General features: G+C 61.9%; 20 protein-coding genes. 16 read left to right on the top strand and 4 right to left on the bottom strand.

The genetic code is table 11. The annotated features are described in order from the left end of the window. Window positions 1-66 precede the first annotated feature (66 nt). Both CIB54_RS20510 and CIB54_RS20515 read right to left on the bottom strand, forming a co-directional pair. Window positions 67-771, bottom strand: a complete 705-nt coding sequence (locus CIB54_RS20510) for a DUF3142 domain-containing protein (protein WP_065949917.1) — start codon at window positions 769-771, stop codon at window positions 67-69. After that, window positions 768-2,930, bottom strand: coding sequence for a PA5441 family protein (locus tag CIB54_RS20515; protein ID WP_101220786.1), 2,163 nt, complete (start codon window positions 2,928-2,930; stop codon window positions 768-770). The genes CIB54_RS20510 and CIB54_RS20515 overlap by 4 nt, the downstream gene beginning before the upstream one ends. A gap of 191 nt (window positions 2,931-3,121) precedes the next feature. Here CIB54_RS20515 and CIB54_RS20520 point away from each other — a divergent pair, with 191 nt between their 5' ends. The 3 genes from CIB54_RS20520 (at window position 3,122) to CIB54_RS20530 (ending at window position 6,573) form a co-directional block, all read left to right on the top strand. Next, on the top strand, window positions 3,122-4,702 hold the full coding sequence (locus CIB54_RS20520) for a glycosyltransferase family 39 protein (protein ID WP_101220787.1): 1,581 nt from the start codon (window positions 3,122-3,124) through the stop codon (window positions 4,700-4,702). A 31-nt stretch (window positions 4,703-4,733) separates the two neighbouring features. After that, a complete protein-coding gene (locus CIB54_RS20525; protein ID WP_065949920.1) occupies window positions 4,734-4,979 on the top strand; it encodes a DUF2789 domain-containing protein in 246 nt (81 codons plus the stop codon). A gap of 97 nt (window positions 4,980-5,076) precedes the next feature. After that, window positions 5,077-6,573, top strand: coding sequence for a Fic family protein (locus CIB54_RS20530; protein ID WP_101220788.1), 1,497 nt, complete (start codon window positions 5,077-5,079; stop codon window positions 6,571-6,573). Between the two features lie 4 nt (window positions 6,574-6,577). Here CIB54_RS20530 and CIB54_RS20535 read toward each other — a convergent pair whose 3' ends face one another. Further along, complete coding sequence (locus CIB54_RS20535; protein ID WP_083217921.1) at window positions 6,578-6,871, bottom strand: type II toxin-antitoxin system RelE/ParE family toxin; 294 nt, start codon at window positions 6,869-6,871, stop codon at window positions 6,578-6,580. Then, window positions 6,868-7,146: an antitoxin gene (locus CIB54_RS20540; protein ID WP_032878500.1), complete on the bottom strand. Its 279-nt coding sequence runs from the start codon at window positions 7,144-7,146 to the stop codon at window positions 6,868-6,870. Before CIB54_RS20540 ends, CIB54_RS20535 begins: the two co-directional genes overlap by 4 nt. 379 nt (window positions 7,147-7,525) lie before the next feature. On the opposite strand from CIB54_RS20540, the gene CIB54_RS20545 reads away from it, so the two are divergent. The 13 genes from CIB54_RS20545 to CIB54_RS20605 all read left to right on the top strand — a co-directional run bounded on the left by CIB54_RS20545 (window position 7,526) and on the right by CIB54_RS20605 (window position 24,569). Next, on the top strand, window positions 7,526-7,786 hold the full coding sequence (locus CIB54_RS20545; protein WP_065949922.1) for a hypothetical protein: 261 nt from the start codon (window positions 7,526-7,528) through the stop codon (window positions 7,784-7,786). A 260-nt stretch (window positions 7,787-8,046) separates the two neighbouring features. Further along, window positions 8,047-8,466: a MarR family winged helix-turn-helix transcriptional regulator gene (locus CIB54_RS20550; RefSeq protein WP_065949923.1), complete on the top strand. Its 420-nt coding sequence runs from the start codon at window positions 8,047-8,049 to the stop codon at window positions 8,464-8,466. Then, window positions 8,463-10,541, top strand: coding sequence for an FUSC family protein (locus CIB54_RS20555; RefSeq protein WP_065949924.1), 2,079 nt, complete (start codon window positions 8,463-8,465; stop codon window positions 10,539-10,541). Before CIB54_RS20550 ends, CIB54_RS20555 begins: the two co-directional genes overlap by 4 nt. Then, window positions 10,538-10,747 carry a DUF1656 domain-containing protein gene (locus tag CIB54_RS20560; protein ID WP_003187469.1) on the top strand — a complete coding sequence of 70 codons (210 nt, stop codon included), beginning with the start codon at window positions 10,538-10,540 and terminating at the stop codon, window positions 10,745-10,747. Before CIB54_RS20555 ends, CIB54_RS20560 begins: the two co-directional genes overlap by 4 nt. Continuing rightward, the gene (locus tag CIB54_RS20565; protein ID WP_101220789.1) at window positions 10,744-11,634 is read left to right on the top strand and encodes an efflux RND transporter periplasmic adaptor subunit; all 891 of its coding nucleotides are present in this window, start codon (window positions 10,744-10,746) and stop codon (window positions 11,632-11,634) included. The genes CIB54_RS20560 and CIB54_RS20565 overlap by 4 nt, the downstream gene beginning before the upstream one ends. Then, complete coding sequence (locus tag CIB54_RS20570) at window positions 11,631-13,073, top strand: efflux transporter outer membrane subunit (RefSeq protein ID WP_101220790.1); 1,443 nt, start codon at window positions 11,631-11,633, stop codon at window positions 13,071-13,073. The genes CIB54_RS20565 and CIB54_RS20570 overlap by 4 nt, the downstream gene beginning before the upstream one ends. An 81-nt stretch (window positions 13,074-13,154) precedes the next feature. Then, on the top strand, window positions 13,155-13,787 hold the full coding sequence (locus tag CIB54_RS20575) for an NADH:ubiquinone oxidoreductase subunit N (protein WP_101220791.1): 633 nt from the start codon (window positions 13,155-13,157) through the stop codon (window positions 13,785-13,787). A gap of 253 nt (window positions 13,788-14,040) precedes the next feature. Further along, window positions 14,041-15,537, top strand: coding sequence for a YdgA family protein (locus CIB54_RS20580; protein ID WP_065949928.1), 1,497 nt, complete (start codon window positions 14,041-14,043; stop codon window positions 15,535-15,537). Window positions 15,538-16,044: 507 nt separating this feature from the next. Next, window positions 16,045-18,525 (top strand): poly-beta-1,6 N-acetyl-D-glucosamine export porin PgaA, encoded by a 2,481-nt coding sequence (pgaA, locus tag CIB54_RS20585; protein WP_101220792.1) that lies wholly within the window; start codon window positions 16,045-16,047, stop codon window positions 18,523-18,525. A 12-nt stretch (window positions 18,526-18,537) separates the two neighbouring features. Next, window positions 18,538-20,541, top strand: a complete 2,004-nt coding sequence (pgaB, locus tag CIB54_RS20590) for a poly-beta-1,6-N-acetyl-D-glucosamine N-deacetylase PgaB (protein WP_065949930.1) — start codon at window positions 18,538-18,540, stop codon at window positions 20,539-20,541. Between the two features lie 2 nt (window positions 20,542-20,543). Then, window positions 20,544-21,884, top strand: coding sequence for a poly-beta-1,6-N-acetyl-D-glucosamine synthase (gene pgaC / locus CIB54_RS20595; RefSeq protein WP_065949931.1), 1,341 nt, complete (start codon window positions 20,544-20,546; stop codon window positions 21,882-21,884). Window positions 21,885-21,886: 2 nt separating this feature from the next. After that, window positions 21,887-22,369, top strand: coding sequence for a poly-beta-1,6-N-acetyl-D-glucosamine biosynthesis protein PgaD (pgaD, locus tag CIB54_RS20600; protein WP_065949932.1), 483 nt, complete (start codon window positions 21,887-21,889; stop codon window positions 22,367-22,369). Window positions 22,370-22,847: 478 nt separating this feature from the next. Next, on the top strand, window positions 22,848-24,569 hold the full coding sequence (locus CIB54_RS20605; protein ID WP_101220793.1) for a ShlB/FhaC/HecB family hemolysin secretion/activation protein: 1,722 nt from the start codon (window positions 22,848-22,850) through the stop codon (window positions 24,567-24,569). Window positions 24,570-24,584 lie beyond the last annotated feature (15 nt).

The raw sequence follows: 24,584 nt of genomic DNA on the forward strand, positions 1-24,584 counted from the left end.
TTATATCATCTTCGGGTAGCTATGCCATCAATCCGGCTCAACACTGGTTTTATCGAGCCGGAACACTCAACGATTCTGCAAAAACACCACATACCCCCGAAACCACTCACTTTCCTGCAAATACCCCGGCGCCTCCCACTCTCCACCCTGAATCAAGCCGACCTTGAACGGCACGCCCATCCGGTTCATCCGTGGCAGATAGGCCGCGTAGTCGGGGATGCTGTGGCGTCCCTGATACGTCTGCACCACCACTTCATCCACCACGCCCTTGAGCTGGGCGATGGCGGCCGGGTCGGCGTTGCTGCTCCAGTCCATCAGGCCGGTGATGCTCAAGCGCAGGTCGGCCGGCAAACGCTGGCGCAGATCGCGCAGGAAGGCGGCGTATTCGTGCAGGTACTGGGTGCGGGCGTCGAAGTCGATCTGAATGCCGATCACCGGGTTGCCCGCGTCACGCCAGCGTTGCACCTGGCCGAGCAGTTGGGTGTAGACCGGCTCCGGCCAGTGCAAGGTGTGGGCGCGGTAGACCACCCAGATAGTGCCCTGGGTGATGCGCGGCACGCTCATGCCCTGGGCGATCAGTTGCACGCCACGTTGCGGTGCGCGGCGCGTGGAGTTGATCTGGCCCTGGAGGATGTACAGGGTTTTGGCCTGCTTGATCACCGGCTGGGGCGTGACGCCGCTCCACAACCAGAAGGCGTCGTAGTCACGGGCGTCGACGGCGCCGAAGGCCGGGCTCGCCAGCAACAGCACGCCCAGCCACAGCGACTTCACCAGTAGTACTGCAGCGATTTGCCCCACTGCGTGTCGGCGTAACCGCTCTTGAGCTGGCGGAACCAGCCTTTGCGCACGGCCGGCGCCACGTCTTCACCGCCGCAACTGTTGTAGCCGGCCGGCGCGTAGCAGTTGATGGCGCGAAACAGTGCGTAGGCCTTGTCGGTTTTCGGTGCCTTGGCGTTGGCGATCACCTGCTTGTAGCCGTCCAGGCGCGAGAAGGTCTCACCCTTGAAGTCCGAGGCGGTGCTGCCCAGGCTGCCGGCGGCGCGGGGGTGTTCCAGCGGCATGCCGTCCAGGCCGTTGCGCAGGATGAACTCACCGAAACAGTTCAGGGCGTGCGGGTTTTTTGCATCCTGCTGCAGGGTCGCGGCGGTTTGCGCGATGCCTGGGCAGGCGTAGCCGGATTCGGCCTTATCACCGTTCCACTGGAACAGCTTCAAGGTCTGGCCGCTGGTGTAGGTGTAGCCCAGGCTGGTGCCGAGCTTGTCTTCGGACAACGAGGCTTGCTTGAGGTCGTCGGCAAAGGTCGCGAACTGGTTGTGCAGCAGGTCTTTGTAGAGCAGCACGAATTGCGCGCTCTGGCGTTCCGTCGGGTCGCTGGCGTTGGCGATCTGCTGGCGCAACAGGTCGGGGCCGGCGACGTTGCGCAGCAGGATGTAGCGCACCTGTTTGGCGCTGATCGGCGAGTCGGCGGCAAATACCTTGGCCAGTTGGCCGCTGCGCTCGTAGTTCATCGCCAGGGCCAGCTCCAGCTGGTCGCGTTGCAGCGGTTGCGTGGCCAGCGGCAGCAATTGCAGCCACAGGGCTTGCGCACCTGCCCAGTCTTGTTTGGCTTCCAGGGCCAGGGCGCGCAGGGTTTGCTGGCTGAAGGCGAAATAGTCCAGGGTTGACGGCACGTCCGCCGGCAGATGCTTGAGGGCAGTGTCGGGTTGATGCTCGACATACAGCGCATACGCCGCTTGCAGGTAGTCGAACAACGCCGGCTCGTTGACGAAGGTGCTCTTTTGCTTGTCGAGGTCTGCGCGGCTCAACAGGGGCGGGGTGTGGGCACGCATCGCCATCAGGTCGCTGACCACTTGCAGCATCGGGCTGTTCGTCGACGTGTTGCCGGCCATCAGTAACTTGAGGTCGGCTTCTTCGACCAATTCGTCCACGCTCACATTGCGCTGGGCGTCGGTGGCCTCGGTCAGTTGCCAGGTGAAGTCTTCGGCAAGCCGGGCATCGTCGTTTGCCAGCCAGTGCACACGGCGCAGCAGGCCACGGGCGGAAGCAACGTAATCGCCTTGTGGATAAGTTTTCAGGTAAGCGAGAAAGCCTTGTTCGGCGTCGTTCAACGCGGGCTTGTCCACATGCTCGCGCTGCGGCATGCCGTATTCGTCGAAGGCTTGGGCCTGGGCCTGGTTCAGCGAGGTGCGCGCGGTCATGTACAGCGCAGTTTCCTTCAGCCAGGGCGCATCGCTGCTCGCGGCGGCGGCGAAACCGCGCTCGGCGTCACCGAAGCGGCCACTGTAGAAGTCAGCGGCGGCCTGCAAATAAGTGCGAAACCGTTGGGCGTTGGCCGAGGGCGTCAACTGCGCGTCCACCACCTGGCCGTCCCAGTCACAGGTTGTCAGCAGCTGCAAACGTGCTTTGACCAATACGTCGCGCTCAGCCGGCGGCATATCGGCTTTGATCACCTGGCTGATAAACGCCGTGGCGCTGTCGTCATCGTTGCTGCGGCAACGGCTGCCTTCACCGTTGAGGAAGGCTTCGCCGGCGGTCTTGTATTCCTCGCGCTTGACGCCCAGCGGCTGGAGCAGGGTGTCGAGCTCGGCAGTGCGTGAATCGTCCGCCTGATTATCCGGCTCATCGCTCGCGGCTGGAATCGGCACCAGGCGATACACCGGAAACGGCACCGGGCCGAAGCCTTGGGCCAAATCGTCTTCGCCCAAGGCATTGGGCGTCAGCGGTGCGGCTTTTTTGTCGGCCAGCAACAGGCGCAGGTTGACCCGGCTATCGTTGCCCGGGCTGAGAAAGGGTTGGTTGCTGCAGGGTTCGAGACTGTCACGCGAGACCCGCCAGTCGGGGTAGCACGAGTCGTCGGAACTGGCCTGGGCCGCCAGGGGAATACCGGCCAGCAGGGCCAGAGCCAGAGGTGACAGCAAACCGATGCGCATAACGTTTCCTTGATCCTGAGTCCGTGGAGGAGGGCAATCATAGCCTGATCCTACGAGTGCTTCGGTGAAGGCCTACGCAAATTGTTGATTTGTCTGATTCCAGCAACGGGCCCTAGGCTTTTGGCCTAAAGTGGCGGTGTTTGCGCATGCGCAGTGTTTGTCCTGTAGAGGGCAGTCGTAACGGAGTCGATATGCGTCGGTCTGCGGTAGAGCAAAATGAAAAAGTCCCGGCCTTGCCTGCGTTCAATCGCCTGACCCGGGAGGGCGCCGGCTGGCTCAGCCGCCTCTGGTGGGTGCCGATCCTGGCGCTGGCCATGGCCCTGCGGTTCTACCACCTGACGTCGGCGGCGATCTGGGGTGACGAAGGCTCGAGCCTCTTGCTCAGCGAATATGCGGTGACCGACCTGTGGTTTCACGCCGGCCACGATGTGCATCCGCCGCTGTATTTTGTGCTGCTGCGCGGCTGGATCGAAGTGTTTGGCGACAGCATCTGGTCGATCAGGAGCATGAGCGCCATCCCCGGTGCCGTCGTGGTGGGCCTGGGGATCTGGCTGACGCGGCAACTGTCCACCCGTCGCGCCGCACTGCTGGCCGGCATCCTGCTGGCACTGCTGCCGACGGCGGTGCGCTACAGCCAGGAAGTGCGCATGTATTCGCTGCTCGGCGTATGGCTGTTGGGGGCTACGCTGGCGCTGGTCTACTGGATGCGCCAACCCGCGCGCACACGTTACCTGGCCGCTTATGTGCTGTTGATGAGCGCCGGTTTCTACACCCATTACTTCACCGCGTTGTGTGTGCTGGTGCACTGGGCGTACCTGGGGCTGCAGCCGCCAGGCCAGCGTCTGATCACGCGCCCGGCGTGGTGGGTGGCCAACGCCACGATTGTCCTGTTGTACCTGCCCTGGCTGCCGAACCTTCTGGATCTGGTGCAGCACGTCGAACAGCTCAAGGTAGGCGGGGACATTGGTTGGGAAGAGCCGGTCAACCTGCTGTCCCTGCCCTCGATGATCTGGCAGTTCGTGTTGCAGGATGAAGGCGTCGATTTCTGGGCGCCGCTGTTCTGGATCTTTCCGCTGTTGTTGGTCGCGGTGGTCCTGGTGACAGCGTGGCGCAACCCCGGGGCCCATTTGCCTGCATTGTTTTTCTTGCTGCCATTGCTGTTGGTGTACGGCGTGTCGTTTATCTCGCCGGTCTTTATCGAGCGCTACCTCACGGTGTATGCCCTGGGTTTGCCAATCACCCTTGCGCTTGCCATCGACCGCTTGCCGTCACGCCTGTCATGGTTGGGCGCAGCGCTGTTAGTGCTGTTTGTCGGCATGGAATTGCTGGGCCTGAAGAACAACTTCGAGGTGGATGAGCAGGATCAATTCAATGTGCCGGTAGAGTTCGTCAATCGCAATTACCAGGAGGATGACCGTATCGTCCTCAGCGACATGATGTGGTACCTCAGCTACGTGTATTACGACCAGACCGACGCTCAACTTCAACTCTACACACCGCCCAAACCCGACGGCACCCCGACGCGACCGAATGCCTACGGTTTCGGTACGCTGGTGGATCAGGATGGCGGACGCATCTACCTCGAACGTCTATCCGCATTGCCGGCCACCACCCGTCGCGTGTGGCTGATCAGCAGCAACGAAGCACCCGAGGACTTTGCCCCGTTGCCCGAAGGCTGGCGCGAACTCAGCCGTCAGGACGGCGGCGGTGCACGAGCGCGTCTGTTCGTGCTGTGCAATGTGCCGGCGCCACAACCCGAGGGTTGCCGCTAGACTGTCTTGAACACGCCTATGAGGAACCCACATGGAATCGCCAGTGCACAACCTGCCGGCCTTGTTCAAACAGCTTGGCCTGGCAGATGACCCGGTCAGCATCGAGAAATTCGTCGCCGTGCATTCACCGCTCAAGCCTGAGCTGAAACTGGCGGATGCGTTTTTCTGGAGCGAGGGTCAGAAGGCGTTTTTGCGTGAGGAGATACTGGAGGATGCGGATTGGGCGGTGGTGGTGGATGAATTGAATGTGATGTTGCGGGGTGGGCGAGGGGTGTAAAAAACTGAGCAGAAAGGCCAAAACTTGAAAAAAAGTGATGAGGCTTGAAAAAATCTAGGCTTTAATCGCGCAAGTGAACTTTTTATGAGGTTGCGCGATGTCTTTGGTCGGCTATGCCCATCTTCACCAACTCCTCGGGTTGAAAGCCATTGCGCCTGCTCGTTCAGCGATGGTCAAGCCCGTTACTCGCATCTCGTTGATTGGCGATTGCCTTGCTGTTCCCCAAACGGTTGCGCCTGCAGCCGATTCGGTGCTCGACCATATTCTTTTTGCCCTCAAGCACGAAGGTATAAATCTCGCAATTCTCGCTCAGGCACTTGACTCGGTCAGCGCAGATCAATTGCTGCAAGAGCTGGATAAAGCACCTAACGGCGTATTCATCCGCAAGGCCTGCTATTTGTGGGAAGGCCTGACGCTGCAACGGCTCGATTACAGCAAGCCTATCAACAGCCGAGTTTCTCCCCTGTTTGATCCGCAACGCTACGTAACGGGGCCGTCTACACGCAATTCCCGCTGGCGTATCGACTTCAACGGTTTGGGCTCATTGGCCTATTGCGCGACAGTCGAGCGTACGTCTGAAATTGACGCCTTATTGAGTCTCGACATACTGGGCCGCGCCAAATCCTTCATGGCCACCCTCCCACCCGAAATGATGGACCGCGCCATCCAGTGGGCGTACCTGCACGAAACCCGCGATTCATTTGCCATCGAAAAAGAACAACCCAGCGAAGAAAAATCCCGTCGCTTCGTTCAACTCCTGCGCCAGGCTCACGAAGGCCGTTTGCTCACCGAGGACTACTTGGTCGAGCTGCAAAACAGCACCGTCTCCAACCCCTTCGACAAAGCCGTCGCGTTTCGCCACGAACAGAACCACCTGCACAACGGGCTGCGCGGCGCAGCCGGTGTGAGCTACGTACCGCCAGCCCCCGCGCTTTGCCAGGAATTGATGGAAGAGCTGATGGCCTTCGCCAACCAGCCCGTGCGAGACGTCGATCCTTTGGTTGCGGCGGCGGTCACCGCTTTCGGCTTCGTGTTCCTGCACCCGTTCATGGACGGTAATGGCCGCCTGTCTCGCTTCCTGATCCACCAGACGCTTTGCCACTATGGCGCACTGGGAAATGGCTTGTTGCTACCGGTCTCCGTCGCCATGAAGCACGAAGAGCAAGCCTATCTGGAGGCACTCAAGACCTTCTCCCAGCCGACGCGGGAATTCTGGAACGTTACTTGGTTGGACGCCGACCACATGGCGTTCGACTTCATCGGTCACCCCTCGATCTACCGCTACTGGGACGCCACCCGCTGCGTCGAATTCACCCTGCAAATGGCCCGCCGCGCACTGGAAGTCGAACTGCGCGAAGAAACCGAATTCCTCGACCGCTACGACCGTGTGATCAAGGCAGTGAATCAACGCTACGACGTGCGTGGCAGTGATTTGTCGAAGCTGGTGATGATGTGCCTGGATAACGAGGGCAAGCTTTCCAAGCATCGGCGCAAGCAGTTTCAGTACAGCGTGGCGGAGGAGGTGTTTGGGTTTATTGAGGAGGAGGTGGGGCGGGTGATTGAGGAATGTGGCAATCAGCCCTCGCCCATCTGAGGCATCAATGTGGGATGTAACTTTCTGGTGGCCAGTGGCGAGCTGTATGCACCAGAGCCACAATCCTCACTACGTCGGGCTCAACTTGATAAACAAGGCGGTAGCTCGGGTGCGGAATGATTTCGCGTGTTCCCGCAATCCGGCCTATTGGGCCAATTTCGGGGTTATGTGCTAATCCAAGTGCTGCCATGCTGAAGCGCCGGTCCATGTCGGCTGCGGCTTGTGGGTTTTTCTCAAACAGAAAATCCCAGATATCTCTACGATCCTGCCCTGCCTCGGGCGTCCACGCGACCCTCATCCCTGACTATCTACTTGAGCGCGCCTGGCTGCGAATTCAGCTTCCAAATCTTCATTGGAAACCTCTCGGCCTGCGCGAATGGATGCACGAGAAGCATCAACTTTGCGTTGCAAAAACTCATCGTACTCTCGCGAGTGCTGCTGGGCCTGAACGAATTCACGCATCATTTCGCGGACGATTTGCGATGCAGGACGATGAGAGGCTTCGCATTCAGCCATGAACTGGTCGCGAAGCTCTGGTTCAAGCTTCATTGTAAAAACGGCTAATTTGGACATCAGCGATTCCTCCGGAATGGTATGCACAAAGTATATACATCATCATTACCGAATGGCGTTTGGAAAAAGCTGAGACGACTGACGGTAGAGATCAATATGTTGGTTGCACAGCCTCAACCATCCCCCTATAGTTCGCCCCGTCGCCGCACATCGGCGATCGGATTTGGCGATCCGAAATTCTGTGACGCGTTACAGCGTTCCTACCCCGTGCGTTTTTCCTTGGATGAAGGCATTGGGTTCTATGGCGGCTGTGCGCGGGAGATCTTCGGATCTGCCGGGTTTCACAGATAACCGGTTCGCCAACCTGCGTACAGCTGCCACCCTTATTCGTTTGGCGACGGGAGAAGGTGGTTCAAATCCTTATCTGTGAGGTTTATCGATGGACCAATACAAGCCGCTTCAAACCAACCCCACCAGCGTTCCCGTCCTGGCTTTCAACACCTTTGCCCCCTCGCATTTGCTCCACGAAACAGCTCGCAGTCGCGTGCGTATCGGTACTGAGCTGTTGGCGACCCTCGCCTCATCAAGCGACAACCCAAACCTCCATCACTTGGTCACTGCCGCATTGGTCTCACTGCGCGATGGCCTGGACATGCTGGGCGAGATCCAGCGTCGCCTGGATGGTCAGGCTGAAAAATAGCCCGGGCATCCGACGCTGATCCAAATGTGGGAGGGGGCTTGCTCCCGATGAGGGTGTGTCAGTAAATGCATCAGTGGCTGACCCATCGCCATCGGGCAAGCCCCCTCCCACATTCGCCCTGCAGTGCCGCCGCTGAATCGCTCCACCCATCGAGAAATTGTTTCAAAACTTGACGACAACTCATCCCTCCACCATATTAATAGTTAGCAAACTAACTGTATGCGAACTATCCAGTGTCCCAATCCCTCGAACAACTCCAAATGAACCTCAGCAGCAGCATGGTGGTGGGCGCCCGTAACTGGCGCAAAATCTGCCAGGCCACGCTGGTGAGCTATGGCATCTCCGAAGCCTGCGCCGTGCCGCTGTTGATGATCGGCCGCCTGGGCGACGGTGTGCATCAGGTCAAAGTGGCCCAGGCTTCGGGTATGGAAAGCCCGTCGCTGGTGCGCCTGCTCGACCGTCTCTGCAATGACGGCTATGTGTGCCGCACCGAAGACATCCATGACCGTCGCGCCAAGGCCTTGAGCCTCACCGCGCGCGGCCGTGAGCTGGTGCAGGCGGTGGAAGCGCAACTGGTGCGCCTGCGCAAGGAAGTCCTGGTGGACATCGCCGCCACCGATCTGGAAGCCGCGCTGCGCGTGCTGCGCGCCTTCGAGGCGGCCGAGGCGGTAGCGCCTTGAACGGATTCTTTACCGGTTTTCCGCCTGCTCGCGACTGGTTCTACGGGGTGCGTACCTTCGCCGCGTCGATGATCGCGCTGTACATCGCCATGCTCATGCAAATGCCGCGTCCGTATTGGGCCATGGCCACGGTGTATATCGTCTCCAGCCCGTTTGTCGGCCCCACCAGTTCCAAAGCGTTGTACCGCGCTATCGGCACCTTGATGGGCGCGGCGGCGGCGGTGTTCTTTGTGCCGATGTTCGTGCAGTCACCCTACATTCTGGTGGTGGTGATCGCCCTGTGGACGGGCACCTTGCTGTTCCTTTCCCTGCATCTGCGCACCGCCAACAGCTACGCCCTGATGCTGGCCGGCTACACCTTGCCGCTGATTGCCCTGCCAGTGGTGGACAACCCGCTGGCGGTGTGGGATGTGGCCGAGGCGCGTACCGAGGAAATCTTCCTCGGCATTGCCGTGGCTGCCGTGGTGGGTGCCATGTTCTGGCCGCGTCGCCTGATGCCGGTGTTCGATGGCTCGGTGGCCAAGTGGTTTACCGACGCCCAGGTCTACAGCCAGCGCTTTCTCACCCGCGATGTGGAGCCTGAAGCCATCAGCGGCCTGCGCGGTGGCATGGTCGCCACCTTCAACACCCTCGAGTTGATGATCGGCCAATTGCCCCACGAAGGCGCGCGGCCGCAGACGGTGCGCAACACCAAGGAATTGCGCGGGCGCATGATTCACCTGCTGCCGGTGATCGATGCCCTGGACGATGCGGTGTACGCCATCGAACATCGCGCGCCGCAATTTCTCGATCAGCTCACGCCGTTGCTGGAGGAGGCCAACGCCTGGCTGCAAAGCACCACCGAAGCCGCCCCCCTGGAACGCTGGCGCGTGCTGCGTGACAAGATCGACGCCGCGCAACCCCAGGGAGAAGCGCTGGACGAGCGCCACACGCTGCTGTTCTCCAACGCCCTGTACCGCCTGGGCGAGTGGGTCGATCTGTGGCAGGACTGCCGCAGCCTGCAAGCCGCCATTGAATGCGAAAGCCAGGACACCTGGCGCGCCGTCTACCGCCACTGGCGCCTGGGCCGGCTCACGCCGTTCCTTGATCGTGGCCTGATGTTCTACTCGGCGTTTTCCACCGTCACCGCGATCATCGTCGCCTCGGTGTTGTGGATTTTGCTGGGCTGGACCGACGGCGGCAGTGCGGTGATCCTGGCGGCGGTGGCGTGCAGCTTTTTCGCCTCGATGGACGACCCCGCGCCGCAGATCTACCGGTTCTTTTTCTGGACCGCCATGTCGGTGCTGTTCGCCAGCCTGTACTTGTTCCTGGTGCTGCCCAACCTGCACGATTTCCCGATGCTGGTGCTGGCGTTCGCCGTGCCGTTCATCTGCATCGGCACCCTGACCGTGCAGCCACGGTTCTACCTGGGCATGTTGCTGACGCTGGTCAACACCTCGTCGTTCATCAGCATCCAGGGCGCCTACGACGCGGATTTTCTCAACTTCGCCAACGTCAATCTGGCCGGGCCCGTGGGCCTGCTGTTTGCCTTTGTATGGACCCTGATCGCCCGGCCCTTCGGTGCCGAACTGGCGGCCAAGCGCCTGACCCGTTTCAGCTGGCGCGACATCGTCAGCCTCACCGAGCCGGCCACCCTGGCCGAACACCGGCACATGGCCGCACAGATGCTTGATCGCCTCATGCAGCACCTGCCGCGCCTGGCCCTCACTGGCCAGGACACTGGCACCGCCCTGCGCGACCTGCGCGTGGCGCTGAACCTGCTCGATCTGCTCGCGTATTCGCCGCGTATCCTTGGCGTGCCGCGCGTGTTGCTCAACCAGGTGGTGGAAGGCGTGGGCGGTTATTTCAAGGCCTGCCTCAAGGCCGGTGAACGCTTGCCCGCGCCCAGCGGTCTGCTGATGACCCTGGACCGCACGCGCCGCGCCCTCAACGGCCAGGGCCTGCAAGACGCCGATGACACGCGCCTGCACCTGCTGCATGCCCTGGCCGGCCTGCGCCTGGCGCTGTTGCCCGGCGTGGAGTTCATCGGCGGCACGGAAATCGAAGCGCCGTTACCTGATGGAGCGCCTTTATGATCGGTGACCTGGATATCAGCGGCGTCTTCCTGCCCACGCTGCTGGTGCTGATGGGCATTACCTATGTGTTGTTTCTGGTGGTGCACGGGCTGTTGACGCGCATGCACTTCTATCGCCTGGTCTGGCACCGGGCATTGTTCAATGTGGGGCTGTACGCGCTGTTGCTGGGCGCGGTGGACTCACTCAGTCGATATCTGATGACATGAAAAAACCTTTTTTGACTATCGGCCGTGTCGTCCTGACGCTGTTGATCGTGAGCTTCGCGGTCGTCGTGGTGTGGCGCATGGTCATGTACTACATGTTTGCGCCCTGGACCCGTGACGGCCACATCCGCGCCGACATCGTGCAGATCGCCCCGGACGTGTCCGGGCTGATCCAGCGCGTCGATGTGCACGACAACCAGCTGGTGACCAAAGGCCAGATGCTGTTTGCTGTCGACCAGGATCGTTTCAAGCTGGCCCTGCGCCAGGCCCAGGCCGCCGTGGCCGACCGCCAGGAAACCCTGGCCCAGGCCCAGCGCGAGTACAAGCGTAACCGTGGCCTGGGCAACCTGGTGCCCAGCGAGCAACTGGAAGAAAGCCAGTCCCGCGTGGCCCGTGCCCAATCGGCCCTGGCCGAGGCACAAGTGACGGTGGATTCCGCCCAGCTCAATCTCGACCGCTCGGTGATCCGCAGCCCGGTGGACGGCTACGTCAACGACCGCGCGCCGCGTGCCCAGGAATTCGTCACCGCCGGGCGGCCGGTGCTGTCGGTGGTGGACAGCAACTCCTTCCATATCGACGGCTATTTCGAAGAAACCAAACTGGACGGCATTCGCGTCGGCATGGGCGTGGATATCCGCGTGATCGGCGACAACGCCCGCCTGCATGGGCATGTGCAGAGCATCGTCGCCGGTATCGAGGACCGCGACCGCAGCAGCGGTTCCAACCTGCTGCCCAACGTCAACCCGGCGTTCAGCTGGGTGCGCCTGGCCCAGCGGATTCCGGTACGCATTGCCTTCGATGACGTGCCGGCGGACTTCCGCATGATCGCCGGGCGTACGGCGACCGTGTCGATCATCGATGACAAGGCCAACGCCGGAGACCCGCCATGAAGCAACTGCTGGCCACCGCTGCCCTGGGGGTGTTGCTGTCGGCCTGCCAGGCGGTAGGCCCGGACTACCAATTGCCGGACACGGCTGCCGTCAACCGTGACGACTTGCAAGGGGCCATCGCGGGGGAGGGCAATAACGTGGTGTCGGCGCCCGTGCCGACCGACTGGTGGAAGCTGTACAAAGACCCGCGCCTGGATGAACTGGTGCGCCAGGCCATGGCCTCCAACACCGACCTGCGCGTGGCCGCCGCCAACTTGCAACGCGCGCGCTACCAGACCCAGCAGGCCGAATCCGCCGGCGGCTGGAGTGCCGGGGCCAAGGCCGAAGCGCAGCGGTTGCAGGAGTCCGGCGAAGCCTTCCTGCTGGCAGACAAAGTCCCGGTGGGCAACATCGGCAGCGTGGGCATCACCACCTCGTACCAATTCGATCTGTTCGGCACCTTGCAACGCGGCATCGAAAGCGCCCAGGCCAGCGCGGATGCGGCCCAGGCGGCCGCCGATATCGCGCGCATTACCCTGGTGGCCGATGTGGTGCGCTCCTATACCCAGGTCTGCGCCGCCAACGAAGAACTGGCCATCGCCAACGAGTCCCTCGACCTGCAAGCCCAAAGCACCCAGCTGACCCAACGCCTGCGCGACGCCGGCCGTGGCGATGAAACCCAGGTCACGCGCTCGCAAACCCAATACAAATCCCTGCGCGCCGACATGCCGCGCTACGAAGCGGCGCGTCAGGCCGGGTTGTTCCGTCTGTCGATGCTGCTGGCCAAGCCCCTCGATCAATTGCCGGCCGGCACGGCCAGTTGCGCCGAGTTGCCGCACATCGCTCAGCTGTTGCCGGTGGGCGACGGTGCGGCGTTGCTCAAGCGTCGCCCGGATGTGCGCCAGGCCGAACGCCAGCTGGCCGCTGCGACCGCGCGCATCGGCGTGGCCACCGGCGCCTTGTACCCGGACATCGCCATTGGTGCCACGGTAGGCACGGTGGGCCTGCTCGACAACCTCGGCCAGCCTGCGACCAATCGCTGGGGCTTTGGCCCGATGATCAGCTGGACGGTGCCGACCAACGGTGCCCGCGCGCGCATTCACGAAGCCGAAGCCGCGACCCAGGGCGCCCTGGCGCATTTCGACGGGGTGGTACTCAACGCTATCCGCGAAACCCAGACCGGCCTGGCGCAGTACACCGCCATGCTGCAGCGCCGTGAAGCGCTGGCCGATGCCGAGCGCTCGGCCCACGAGGCGGCGGACCAGACCCACCGCTTCTTCCAGGCCGGGCGCGAGTCGTTTCTTGCCGACCTGCAAGCCACGCGCACCTACACCGCCATGCGCGCGCAATTGGCGGCGGCCAACACCCAGGTTGCGATGAGCCAGATCGACCTGTTCCTGGCCCTGGGCGGCGGTTGGGAAAGCGGACGAACGCAAGGGGTAAAACCCGGCAAACCGTGAGGTGATAGCTATGCTTTGTCAGGTGAGGCGTCGTGAAGCCTCACTCGACACTGCTCGCGTTTGCTCATGGGGATTCCAATAATGAAAAACCCTTATGCTCCCGCTTTCTGGTGCGTACTCTTCGCACTGGTGCTGTTATCGGCCGCGTATTTCTACGGGGTCATGCTCGCCCACCAACTCGACAAGGCCATGGTCTTTCTCGACAGTGCCTGCCTGGTGATCGGCACCCTGTCCATCGGCGTGGTGGCCTGGGCCTCCTATCAAAACCAACGCGTGAAGCGCAAGTTGCTGGAGCAAGGCAAGACCCGCGTCGCAATCTGGGACACCAAGGTGGCCCTGCGCCGTGTCGAAACCGTGTTCGACCGCTATTTCTGGGGCAGCTACTGGCAACCCGGTCGCACGTTCCAGGAAGTCATGGGCGACCTCACCGGCACGCCCCTGGAAAAAAGCCTCGACGTGCTGAAGACGCAATGTGTCGCGCTGGATCGGCAGGTCGCTGACGGCAGGCACTGGCTGAATAACGCGCGGGAATTGTCCGATGTCGCCACGCAAATGGCCCGTGAGCGCTACCAGCTGGACTTCTGCGACCCCAAGACCGACACCCCCGGCAACGCGGTGATACACCGTGAGTTTGAGGTGTTGGTCTACACCTGGACGGCGCGCCTGAAGAGTTTCGACCACCAGTTGGATGAAATAGAGCTGGAGTACTCCTGAACTCCTGATGAACTGATCCCTCTGAAAGGCTGGGCCGTTTGCGCCCGCCAGTGCTAATCTTCCCCAGCCTTTCGGCCACACGGGCCACTACTGTAGGAGCGAGCTTGCTCGCGAAAAACGTCAACGATAACGCGTGCATTCTGAATAAGCGCGGTGCCTATGAGTTCTTCGCGAGCAAGCTCGCTCCTACAAGGACCCCTCCGGGGTTCAAGGAAGACAGCCCACTTCTCACAGGATTTGATCAGGTCACTTCATGAATAAGCCAGCAGTCGTTCTTTTGGGTTTCGTTGTCGCCGTTGGCGTCGTCAGTGCAGGCGGCGCCTGGTACACCGGTAAACAACTGGAGCCGGTTCTGCAAACCGCGATCCAGAACGCCAACAAGGAACTGCAGACCTCCATGGCCGGCGTGGACGGTACCGTGTCCCTGGAGCTGGTCTCCCTGGACCGTGGCGTGTTCAGCAGCACCGCCCATTACCGCCTCAAAGGCCAGGGCAGTGTGTTCGGTGAGCAAAACCCGAACCCCGAGCTGCTGTTCGTCGACCATATCGAACACGGCCCGCTGCCGTTCTCGCGTCTGGTCACCCTGAAATGGTTGCCAGTAATGGCCACCAGTCACTACGAACTGGAAAAGAACGCCACCACCGAACAATGGTTCGCTGCCGCCAAAGACGTGTCGCCGCTCAAAGGCGTGGCCAATATCGGTTACAGCCGTTCGGTCAACGGCAACGTCGAACTGCTGCCCCTGGAATTCAAGGACGACAAGTCCTCGGTGAGCTTCTCCGGCGCCAACCTGGACTTCGACAGCAGCGCCGAAGGCCAGAAGGTCAAGGCCGACGGCTACATGAACAGCCTCAAGGTCGCGGCCGTCGATGCCAATGGCGACGCGTTCGAAGCCGAACTGGCCGGCCTCACCGTTGCCAGCAACCTGGCCAAATCCACGTTCGGTTTCTACACCGGCCAGAACACCATCGAACTGACCGACACCAAGGTCACCTTCGGCCCGCAGAAGTCTGTGCTGACCCTCAAGGGCTTCGAGCAGAAAGATTCCAGCGAGACCAAGGACAACAACCTGGCCGGCCGCGTCGACTACAAGGTCGACGAGATCGGTTACCAGGGTAAGCCTGTGGGCTCGGCCGCCATGGCCGTCAGCATGAAAAACGTCGACATCCCGGCAATGCTGGTGCTGACCAAGCTCTACCAGGACAAGATGCAGCCGGTGCAAGCCGCCGCCGCTGCCGGCCAACCTGCGCCCGAGCTGCAACTGACCGAAGCCGAACAGACCCTGGCCGAAGCCAACGTCAACCAGGTGCTGGCCGCCAAGCCGCAACTGGCCGTGGAAAACCTGTCGCTGAAAACCACCCATGGCGAGAGCAAGTTCAACCTTGTACTGGACCTGGCCAAGCCGGCCTCCATGGAACTGCCACCGGTTGAGCTGGGCAAGCAGATGATTTCGCTGCTGGACACCAACCTCACCCTGTCCAAGCCGATGATCAGCGACGTGGCCGCGCTGCAAGCCCAGGTTGGCGGCGTAACCGACCCGAAAGCCATCGAACAGCAATCGCAAATGGCGGCCGAGATGGTCAGCGGTGTGGCCGTGGGCACTCAACTGGCAACCCTGGTGGGCACCGACGTGGTGTCCAAGCTGCACTACGCCAACAACGAAGTGACCTTCAATGGCCAGAAGATGACCGTCGAGCAGTTCATCAGCTTCGTAATGTCCAAAGCCGGCGCAATGGGCGGCGCGCAATAACCCTGAAATACAGTTGAAAATGTGGGAGGGGGCTTGCTCCCGATAGCGGTGGGTCAGTCAACTTATCTGTGGCTGGCCCGCCGTAATCGGGGGCAAGCCCCCTCCCACATTTTGTTTTGTGCCTGGCAAAGTCCCTGTCAGCCGGACAGCGGTGTGGCCTCAGCTTCGTGATGTCCAAAGCCGGTGCCATGAGCGGCGTGCAGTACCCCTGAAATGCAGTTGAAAATGTGGGAGGGGGCTTGCCCCCGATGGCGGTGGGTCAGTCAAAAATGTACTGACTGACACTCTGCCATCGGGGGCAAGCCCCCTCCCACAGTTGTTTTGTGCCTGGCAAAGAGTCTGTGTCAGCCAATTCTGAACAATTGTTCCGAATTGCCCTTGCCCCTGCCTGGCTAAGGGATAGTTCCCCCCAGGAAAGCTAGGTCGGGTCCCGAGACGCCGACACCCTGATGCACATCGCTCAGGATCACCCATCGTTGCAGCTTTCCTTGTAAGGAAGCCGACGACATGTTGCCAATCCCTCCACTCAGCGCTTCAGGCCGGTTGCGGCTGCTCATCGCAGCAGCCCTGTGCAGCCAATTGCTGATGCCCGCCTATGCCGTGGCCGATCCCGCCTATGACGCCCTGATCATCCAGGCCCGCAACGGTCACTTCACGCCGGCACTGACCCAGCTGCGCCAGCTGTCCGCCGAGCGCCAGACCCCAGGCCAGGTCAGCGATCACCTGGTGATTGCCGGCTGGGCCGGGCAAGACGCCGAAGTGTTGAAGGTGTACGAGGCACAGGGCAAGCATCGCAACCTGACCACCCAGTCACTGGCCACGGTGGCGCGCACCTATCGCAATCAAAAGCAGTGGGCCCAGGCCGAAGCGGTCTATCGCCAGGCGTTGCTGCGCGAACCGAAGAATATCGACCTGCAACTGGGCCTGGCGCTCACCCAGGCCGATGGCGGCAAGGCCAATGAGGCGGTGCAACGCTTGCGCGCGCTGGTGGCGGCGCAACCGAATGACCCCAACCGCCGCATGGCCCTGGGCTACGCGCTGACCCGCGCCGGCCAGAACTATGACGCGCTGTTCGAGTTCGACCAGGCCTTTATCCGTGCCGGCGACAAGCCCGACGTGGCGCGTGAATACATCGTCGCGCTGCAAAAAGCCCGCCTGCCGGAAGCCGCGCTGCGCCTGTCGGCCAGGCGTCCGGGCCTGGTGGACGCGGTCACCCAGCGCCGCCTGGAAGGCGACCTGGCCGCCGAGCGTGTACGCATGGCCGAATTCGCCACGCGCACCGAAAAAGAGCGCTACGTCATCGCCGATCGGGCCCTGCAGGATTACGACAAACTGATCAGCCGCTGGACCCCCGACGCCACTGCCCACGATGACGTAGTGCGCTGGCGCATTGACCGCCTGGGCGCGCTCAAGGCCCGTGCGCGCACCGCAGAAGTGATCCGCGAATACGAAGCCCTCACGGCCCAACGTGTACAGTTGCCGACCTACGCCGTGCGCTGGGTGGCAGCGTCTTATCTGGACCTGCGCCAACCGGAAAAGGCCGCGCCGCTGTACCGCCAGGCACTTGACGCGGCGGACGCCGACGTCGGCGATCATGTAAAAGACAGCACCGCCTTGTTCTACGCCTTGTTGGAAAACGACCAGGTGGAGGAGGCGCGCGCCGTTGCCACTCAACTGGCAAACACCGAGAAACCTCGGGTGGAACTCAAGGGCTTGCCCATCGGCAACCCCAACGATGAATGGATGGACGCCCAGCAACTGGCGGCCCAGGCCGGTACTTATGGCGCCGACCTGAACGCCAGCGAAGCCACCTTGGAAGCCCTGGGCAGCAAAGCACCTGGGAGTATCGGCGTGCGTTTGGCGCAGGCCGAGATGTACCGCGCCCGGGACTGGCCAAGACGCGCTGAAGAGTCCCTCAAGGAGACTGAAAACCAGAGCCCCCGTGACATCGGTGTGGAAATGTCCCAGGGCTTTACCGCGCTGGACCTGCAGGAATGGCGGCAACTTGATCTGCTCACCGATGACGTCGTCGCGCGTGCCCCGGACAACCGCCAGGTACAGCGCCTCAAACGCCTGCGCGACGTGCACGACATGGCCGAAGTCCGCGTGGAAGCCTACACCGGTAAAAGCTTCGGCGGCGGCGATAACCAGGAGGCCGGTGCGGTTTCGGGCAGCCGTGACTGGGGCTTGGAAACCGTGGTCTACACCCCGCCCATCGACGAAGACTGGCGCCTGTTCGCCGGGGTTGGCTACGGCACTGCCGATTTTGCCGAAGGCACCGGCCATCACCGCTGGCAGCGCGTGGGCGTGGAGCGGCGTACCCGCGACATGACCATCGAAGCCGAAGTGTCCAACCATTCTTATGGCGATGGCGCAAAACAAGGCGCAAGCGTGTCGATTGCCCGTGATATCAACGATCATTGGCAGTACGGCGCCAGCCTTGGCTATCTCCTGAGCACCACGCCGCTGCGGGCGTTGAATGAAGGCGTCACCGCCAACGGCGGCAGCGGCTTTATCCGCTGGCGCGCCAACGAAAGCCGCGAGTGGAAACTGGCCGTCAGCCCCTCCCACTTCAGCGACGGTAACGACCGCGTCGAGGCCATGCTCACCGGCCGCGAAGGCATCTACAGCTCGCCGAAAGTACAAGTGGAGCTGGGCCTGGAAGTCGGCGCCAGCCGCAACAGCAAGGAAGACACGATCTACTTCAACCCCAAGTCCGACTTCAGCGTGTTGCCCACCGTTACCGTCAACCATGTGCTCTATCACCGCTACGAAACCCAGTGGAGTCAGCAGTTCCAGCTGGGTGCGGGTACCTACAGCCAGAAGGATTACTCCACTGGCGGTGTCGGTTTGATCGGCTATGGCCAGCGCTTTCGCTGGAATGACGTACTGGAAGCCGGCGCCAACCTGAGTCTGGTCAGCCGACCTTATGACGCAGAGCGCGAGCGCGACCTGCGCCTGCTCCTCGACCTCACTTACCGTTTCTAAAAGAGCCTGACCATGACCTTCCTCAGCCGTTGTTTTTTGGTTCTGGGTGTAATGCTGGCTGCCGCCTGTGCCCAGCAACCCGCGCCATTCGTCCCACCTGCCGAGCGGCCGACCCTGGCCAGCGAAGCGCCGTGGCCGAAGAACCACTTCCTGGGCATTGCCTACCACGATGTCTCGGACAACGATCCCGACCAGGCGGTGGTGGCAGTGCGTACCGAACGTTTGGTCGAGCAGTTGGCGTGGCTGCGCGAGAACGGTTACCAGGCGGTCAGCGTGAACCAGGTCCTCGCCGCACGCCGAGGTGGGCCGACACTGCCACCCAAAGCCGTGATGCTCAGCTTCGACGACGGCTACGCAAGCTTCTACACCCGCGTGATGCCGATTCTGCGGGCTTACAATTGGCCGGCTGTGCTGGCGCCGGTCGGCAGTTGGATCGACACCCCGCTGAACCAGCCGGTGGACTTTGCCGGTACGCCGCGTCCGCGGGGAGACTTCCTGACCTGGCAGCAGATTCGTGAAGTGTCCCAGTCGGGACTGGTGGAAATCGCCGCCCATACCGACGCCAATCACAAAGGCATACTCGCCAACCCTCAAGGCAATCTCGAGCCGGCCGCCACCACGCGTCGCTTTGACCCGGCGACCCAGCGCTATGAAACCGAAGCCCAGTTCAAGGCGCGGATGCGCGCTGATGTGGTGGGGATCTCCAACAAGATCAAAACCGTCACCGGCAAGGCACCTCGTGTGTGGGTATGGCCATATGGTGCGGCCGACGGCACTACCCTGGCCGTGGTGGGAGAGCACGGCTATGAGATGGCGCTGACCCTGGACGACGGTCTGGATGACTCGAACAAGCTGATGAACAGCCCGCGCTTTCTGGTAGCTTCCGATCCGGACGGCGAACACTTCGCCAGCAGCATGGTTTCGGTGCAGGCCAAGGCGCCGTTGCGCGTACTGCATGTGGACCTGGATCACGTCTACGACCCCGACCCGGCCCAACAGGCGCGCAATCTGGATGTATTGGTTCAGCGCGTGGTGGACATGGGAGCTGTCACGGTATTCCTGCAAGCCTACGCCGACCCCAAAGGCGACGGCCTGGTGCATTCGCTGTACTTCCCCAACCGCCACTTGCCGATGCGTGCCGACCTGTTCAACCGCGTCTCCTGGCAGCTGCATACCCGTGCCCATGCCAGTGTGTTTGCGTGGATGCCGGTGCTCAGTTTCGCCCTCGACTCCAAGTTGCCGCGCGTTACCCGCTGGGACCCGCAGACCGGCAAGGTGGCGCCCGATCCCGATCAATATCAGCGCCTGTCGCCCTTTGACCCGAAAGTGCGGCAGGTCATCGGCGAAATTTACGAAGACCTCGCACGCACCAGCAACAGCGGCATCGATGGCGTGCTGTATCACGATGACGCGGTGCTCAGCGACTTTGAAGACGCCAGCCCCGCAGCCCTCAAGGCGTACGCCGCCCAGGGCCTGCCGGACAACATCGCCGCGCTGCGCGCCGACCCCGCCGTGATGCAGCGTTGGACCCGCTTCAAGAGCCGCTACCTGATCGACTTCACCCACGAGTTGACCGGTAAGTTCCGCGCCATACGCGGCCCGCAGATCTTGACCGCGCGTAATATCTTCGCCGAACCGATGCTCAACCCGGCCAGCGAAGCCTGGTTCGCGCAGAACCTCGATGACTTCCTGCAGGCCTACGACTGGACCGCGCCGATGGCCATGCCGCTGATGGAAGGCCAATCGCTGAAAGACTCCAACGCCTGGCTGGAAAAACTGGTGGCCACGGTCAAGGCACGCCCCGGCGCTATGGAAAAAACCGTTTTCGAGCTGCAAGCCAAAGATTGGCGCACCAAAGCCGCACCGGATATCAGCGCAGAGCAACTGGCGCAATGGATGGGCGTGCTCAAACGCCAGGGGGTCAAGAGCTTTGGCTATTACCCGGACAACTTCCTGGAAAACTCCCCGGACTTGAAGACGATACGTCCGGCCCTTTCCAACCAGTGGAACCCTTGATCATGTTCGACAGAATCCTGGCTATATTCGTGCTGGCACTGGTATTGGGCGTGCCCCTGGGCCTGATCTTCCTGGTCACCGGGCAGTTCCTGATGGACTTCGTGTTTTTCTACCCGCTGTTCATGTCCGCGCTGTGGATCGCCGGCGGCCTGTACTTCTGGCTGCACTGGGAACGCCACTGGCCGTGGCAGGAAGACACGCCGGCGCCGACCCTGGCCGGCAACCCGCTGATCTCGATCATCATCCCTTGCTACAACGAAGGCGATAACGTCGCCGACACCATGGCGGCCGCCCTGGCCCAGGTGTACACGAACATCGAAGTGATCGCGGTCAACGATGGCTCCAGCGACAACACCGCCGCAGTACTCGACGCGCTGGCGCTGCAACACCCACGCCTGCGCGTGCTGCACCTGGCGCAGAACCAGGGCAAGGCCGTGGCCCTGCGCATGGGCGCGGTGGCGGCGCGCAGCGAATACCTGGTGTGCATCGACGGCGATGCGTTGCTCGACAAAAACGCGGCGGCCTATATGGTCGCGCCGATGCTCGACAACCCGCGCCTCGGCGCCGTCACCGGCAACCCGCGTGTGCGCACACGCTCGACCCTGATCGGCCGGGTACAAGTGGGCGAGTTTTCCTCGATCATCGGCCTGATCAAGCGAACCCAGCGCGTGTTCGGGCGCATCTTCACGGTGTCGGGTGTGGTGGTGGCGTTCCGTAAGAAGGCGCTGGACCGCATCGACTACTGGAGCACCGACATGATCACCGAAGACATCGATGTCAGCTGGAAGCTGCAACTCGATCACTGGGCGATCTTCTACGAGCCGCGTGCGCTGTGCTGGATTCTCATGCCCGAAACCGTCGGCGGCCTGTGGAAACAGCGCCTGCGCTGGGCCCAGGGCGGCGCTGAAGTGCTGTTCAAGAATATCCGTGGCATCTGGCAATGGCGCCATCGCTACCTGTGGCCGCTGCTGTTCGAATACTGCCTGTCCACCGGCTGGGCCTTCACCTTCCTGCTCTCGGTGGTGTTCTGGGGCCTGGGCAAATTCATGGTGTTGCCGCAGGCGATTACCGTCGACTCCCTGGTGCCGCCGGCGTTTACCGGACTGGTGCTGGCGATGGTGTGCCTGCTGCAGTTCGCGGTGAGCATCCTGATTGACCGGCGCTACGAAAAAGACCTGTGGAAAACCCTGTTCTGGACCGTGTGGTACCCGATGGTGTTCTGGCTGGTGAGCCTGTTCACCACCCTGGTCAGCTTTCCCAAGGTGTTGTTCAACCAGCACCAGAAACGCGCCCGCTGGGTCAGCCCGGACCGTGGTATCAAACCTGCCCAAGAGGAGGCGTGACGATGAAACTGGTCAGAACCCGCCAGAACCTGGTGATGTGGATTATCGATGTGGTGCTTACCCTGCTGGCCTGGGCCGGCCTGGTCTGGCTGCTGGCCCGGGGCATGAACGCCATGCTCGAAACCCACGGCGGCCCGCGCCTGGAAGCGCCGATCTTCGCCGCGCTCAACACCTTGCAAACCTACCTGTGGATCGCGCTGTTCAACGCCGTGATCCTGATTGCCTGGGCACGCTACCAGCAACGCAAAGGGCGCAAATTCGCCCAGCGTCGCGCCGAGGCGAATGCCCTGAGCGACCAGCACTTGAGTGAAAGCTTCAAGCTGGGCGAGGGCGACCTGGAACAACTGCGCCGCCCCGGCGTGCTGGTGATTCACAACGACGAAGAGGGCGGCGTGGGGGAAGTGAAATCCCACGTGTCCCGCGATGTCGAACGCCCTGGCCTGGCCCTGGTGCCCGGCCCGGAAAAAGACAAAGGCCTTGGCTGATATCTTCAGTGCTGCACTACCCAATGTGGGAGGGGGCTTGCCCCCGATAGCAGTGTGTCAGCTAAACATTGGCTGACTGATTCACCGCTATCGGGGGCTTGCCCCCTCTCACATTCAGATCTCCAGTGCTGTGAATGCGCACGGGTTCAAAAAAACTGATTGGATTTCCGATAAATGGGATCCAAATCACAAAACCGCCGCGAACTTTCCTCCCCTCCCCGGTACTAACCCTAACTCGATAACACCTGATGGCTAAATAATGGCGATCGCGGTTTGTTAGTCGAATCACGCTCGAAACAGTTGCCGCCGGTCGGATTAAACGTGTCAGTGGTCAGGCCGGAAACTGTTCGATAATTATTTTTTGTTACTAATCATTAGGTTGACCGCAAGCACGCTCGAACACCCGACAGCCCCCGCGTCTTGGTCTGCTGAACGTTCGATGTTAGCTTGCCGGCCTTTGATTTTCGACGGATCGAACATGCCTCTGCCAATGCCACGGACTCGGTTTCTTCTATGCACTTTCCTGCTCGCTTGCCTGAGCCTGAACACTGCATTCGCTGCCCCCACGCCCGGGGACCAGGACCTGATCCGCGATCGGCAGAACCGCCTGCTCGAAGAGCAACAGCGGCGTCTGCAGGAACTCCAGGACCTGCCCGGCAAAGCAGCCAAGCCTGAAGCCCCGGCCACCCCCGCCGACACCCGTTGCTTCCCGATCAAGGACATCGAGCTCAAAGGCGCCGACAGCCTGCCGGCCTCCGAGCGCGAGCGCCTGCTCAAGCCCTACGTCGGCCAATGCCTGGGCGTGTCCCAGCTCAACGACCTGCTCAAGGCCATCACCGACTACTACCTCGGCAAGGGCCGCGTCACCAGCCGCGCCTACCTGCCGCAGCAGGACCTCTCCACCGGCCACCTGCAAGTGCTGGTGGTGGAAGGCAAGCTCGAAGCCTTGCGCAGCGCCGAAGGCAGTACCGTGACCGAACGCGAACTGGCCATGGCGTTTCCCGGCAAGGTCGGCGAAGCGCTGAACCTGCGTGAAATCGAGCAACTGGTGGACCAGCTCAACCGCCTGCCGTCCAAACAAGCGCAGATGGAACTGACCCCCGGCAGCCAGGTAGGCGGCAGCGACGTGGTGGTCAAGAACACCGCGCAAAAGCCCTGGCGCGCCAGCCTGTCGCGCAATAACGACGGCCAGAAAAGCACCGGCGAACAGCAATGGGGCGCCGGCCTTGAATGGGACAGCCCGCTGGGCCTGGGCGACCAGTTGATTCTGCGCGGCGGCCACGACGCCATCAGCGACCACCAGAAAACCTCGAAAAACACCATGCTCTATTACAACGTGCCGTGGGGCTGGTGGAACTTCAGCTACACCTACAGCGAGAGCGACTACCGCACCTTCGGCGTGACCGACGACTTCAAATACAAGCAGGACGGCGACAACCAGAACCACCAACTGCGCGCCGAGCGAGTGATCCACCGTGATGACGTGAGCAAGACCTCGGTCAACGTCGGCCTGGCGCACCTGCGCACCAACAACTACATCCTCGACGTGCGCACCGCGCCCAGCAGCAACCGCCTCAGCGAACTGCAACTGGGCGTCAACCACGGGCGGCGTATCGGCACGGCCTTCGTCAACCTGGACCTGGGCATGCAAAGCGGTATCGGCCTGCTCGACGCCCAGTCGCAGGACGAGCGCGACGCCTTCGGCCGCCGCCAGCCGAACTCGCGCTACCGCAAATACACCGCCACCGTCAGCTACCTGCAACCGTTCAGCCTGTGGGGCGAGTCGTTCAGCTTCAGCAGCCTGGCCACCGGCCAACGCAGTGAAGACCCGCTGTTCTCGCCCCAGCGCATGAGCCTCGGCGGCTCGGCTTCGGTACGCGGTTTCAAGGATCAGTTGCTGACCGGCGACAGCGGCGGCTACTGGCGCAACGAAGTGCGCTGGGCACGCCCGGTGACCCTCGACTGGATGCGTCCGGCCTTCTTCGAGTACGGCGCCAGCGTCGGCTACGACCAGGGCGTGATCCGCAACGATCGCTACAACGACAACGTTCATGGCCGCGTGTCCAGCAACTCCCTGGAGCTATTCGCCCGAGGCAAGAACGTCAGCACCAGCGTGACCTTTGCCCACTCGCTGGAAAGACCCGGCGTCGTCACCGAGCGCGAAGCGCCGATCTACTTCCGCCTGGATTTGTTCCTGTAATTCAACGTTGCGCCG

The sequence above is a fragment of the Pseudomonas fluorescens genome (assembly GCF_002837185.1).
In the GTDB taxonomy this organism is placed as follows: domain Bacteria; phylum Pseudomonadota; class Gammaproteobacteria; order Pseudomonadales; family Pseudomonadaceae; genus Aquipseudomonas; species Aquipseudomonas fluorescens_AM.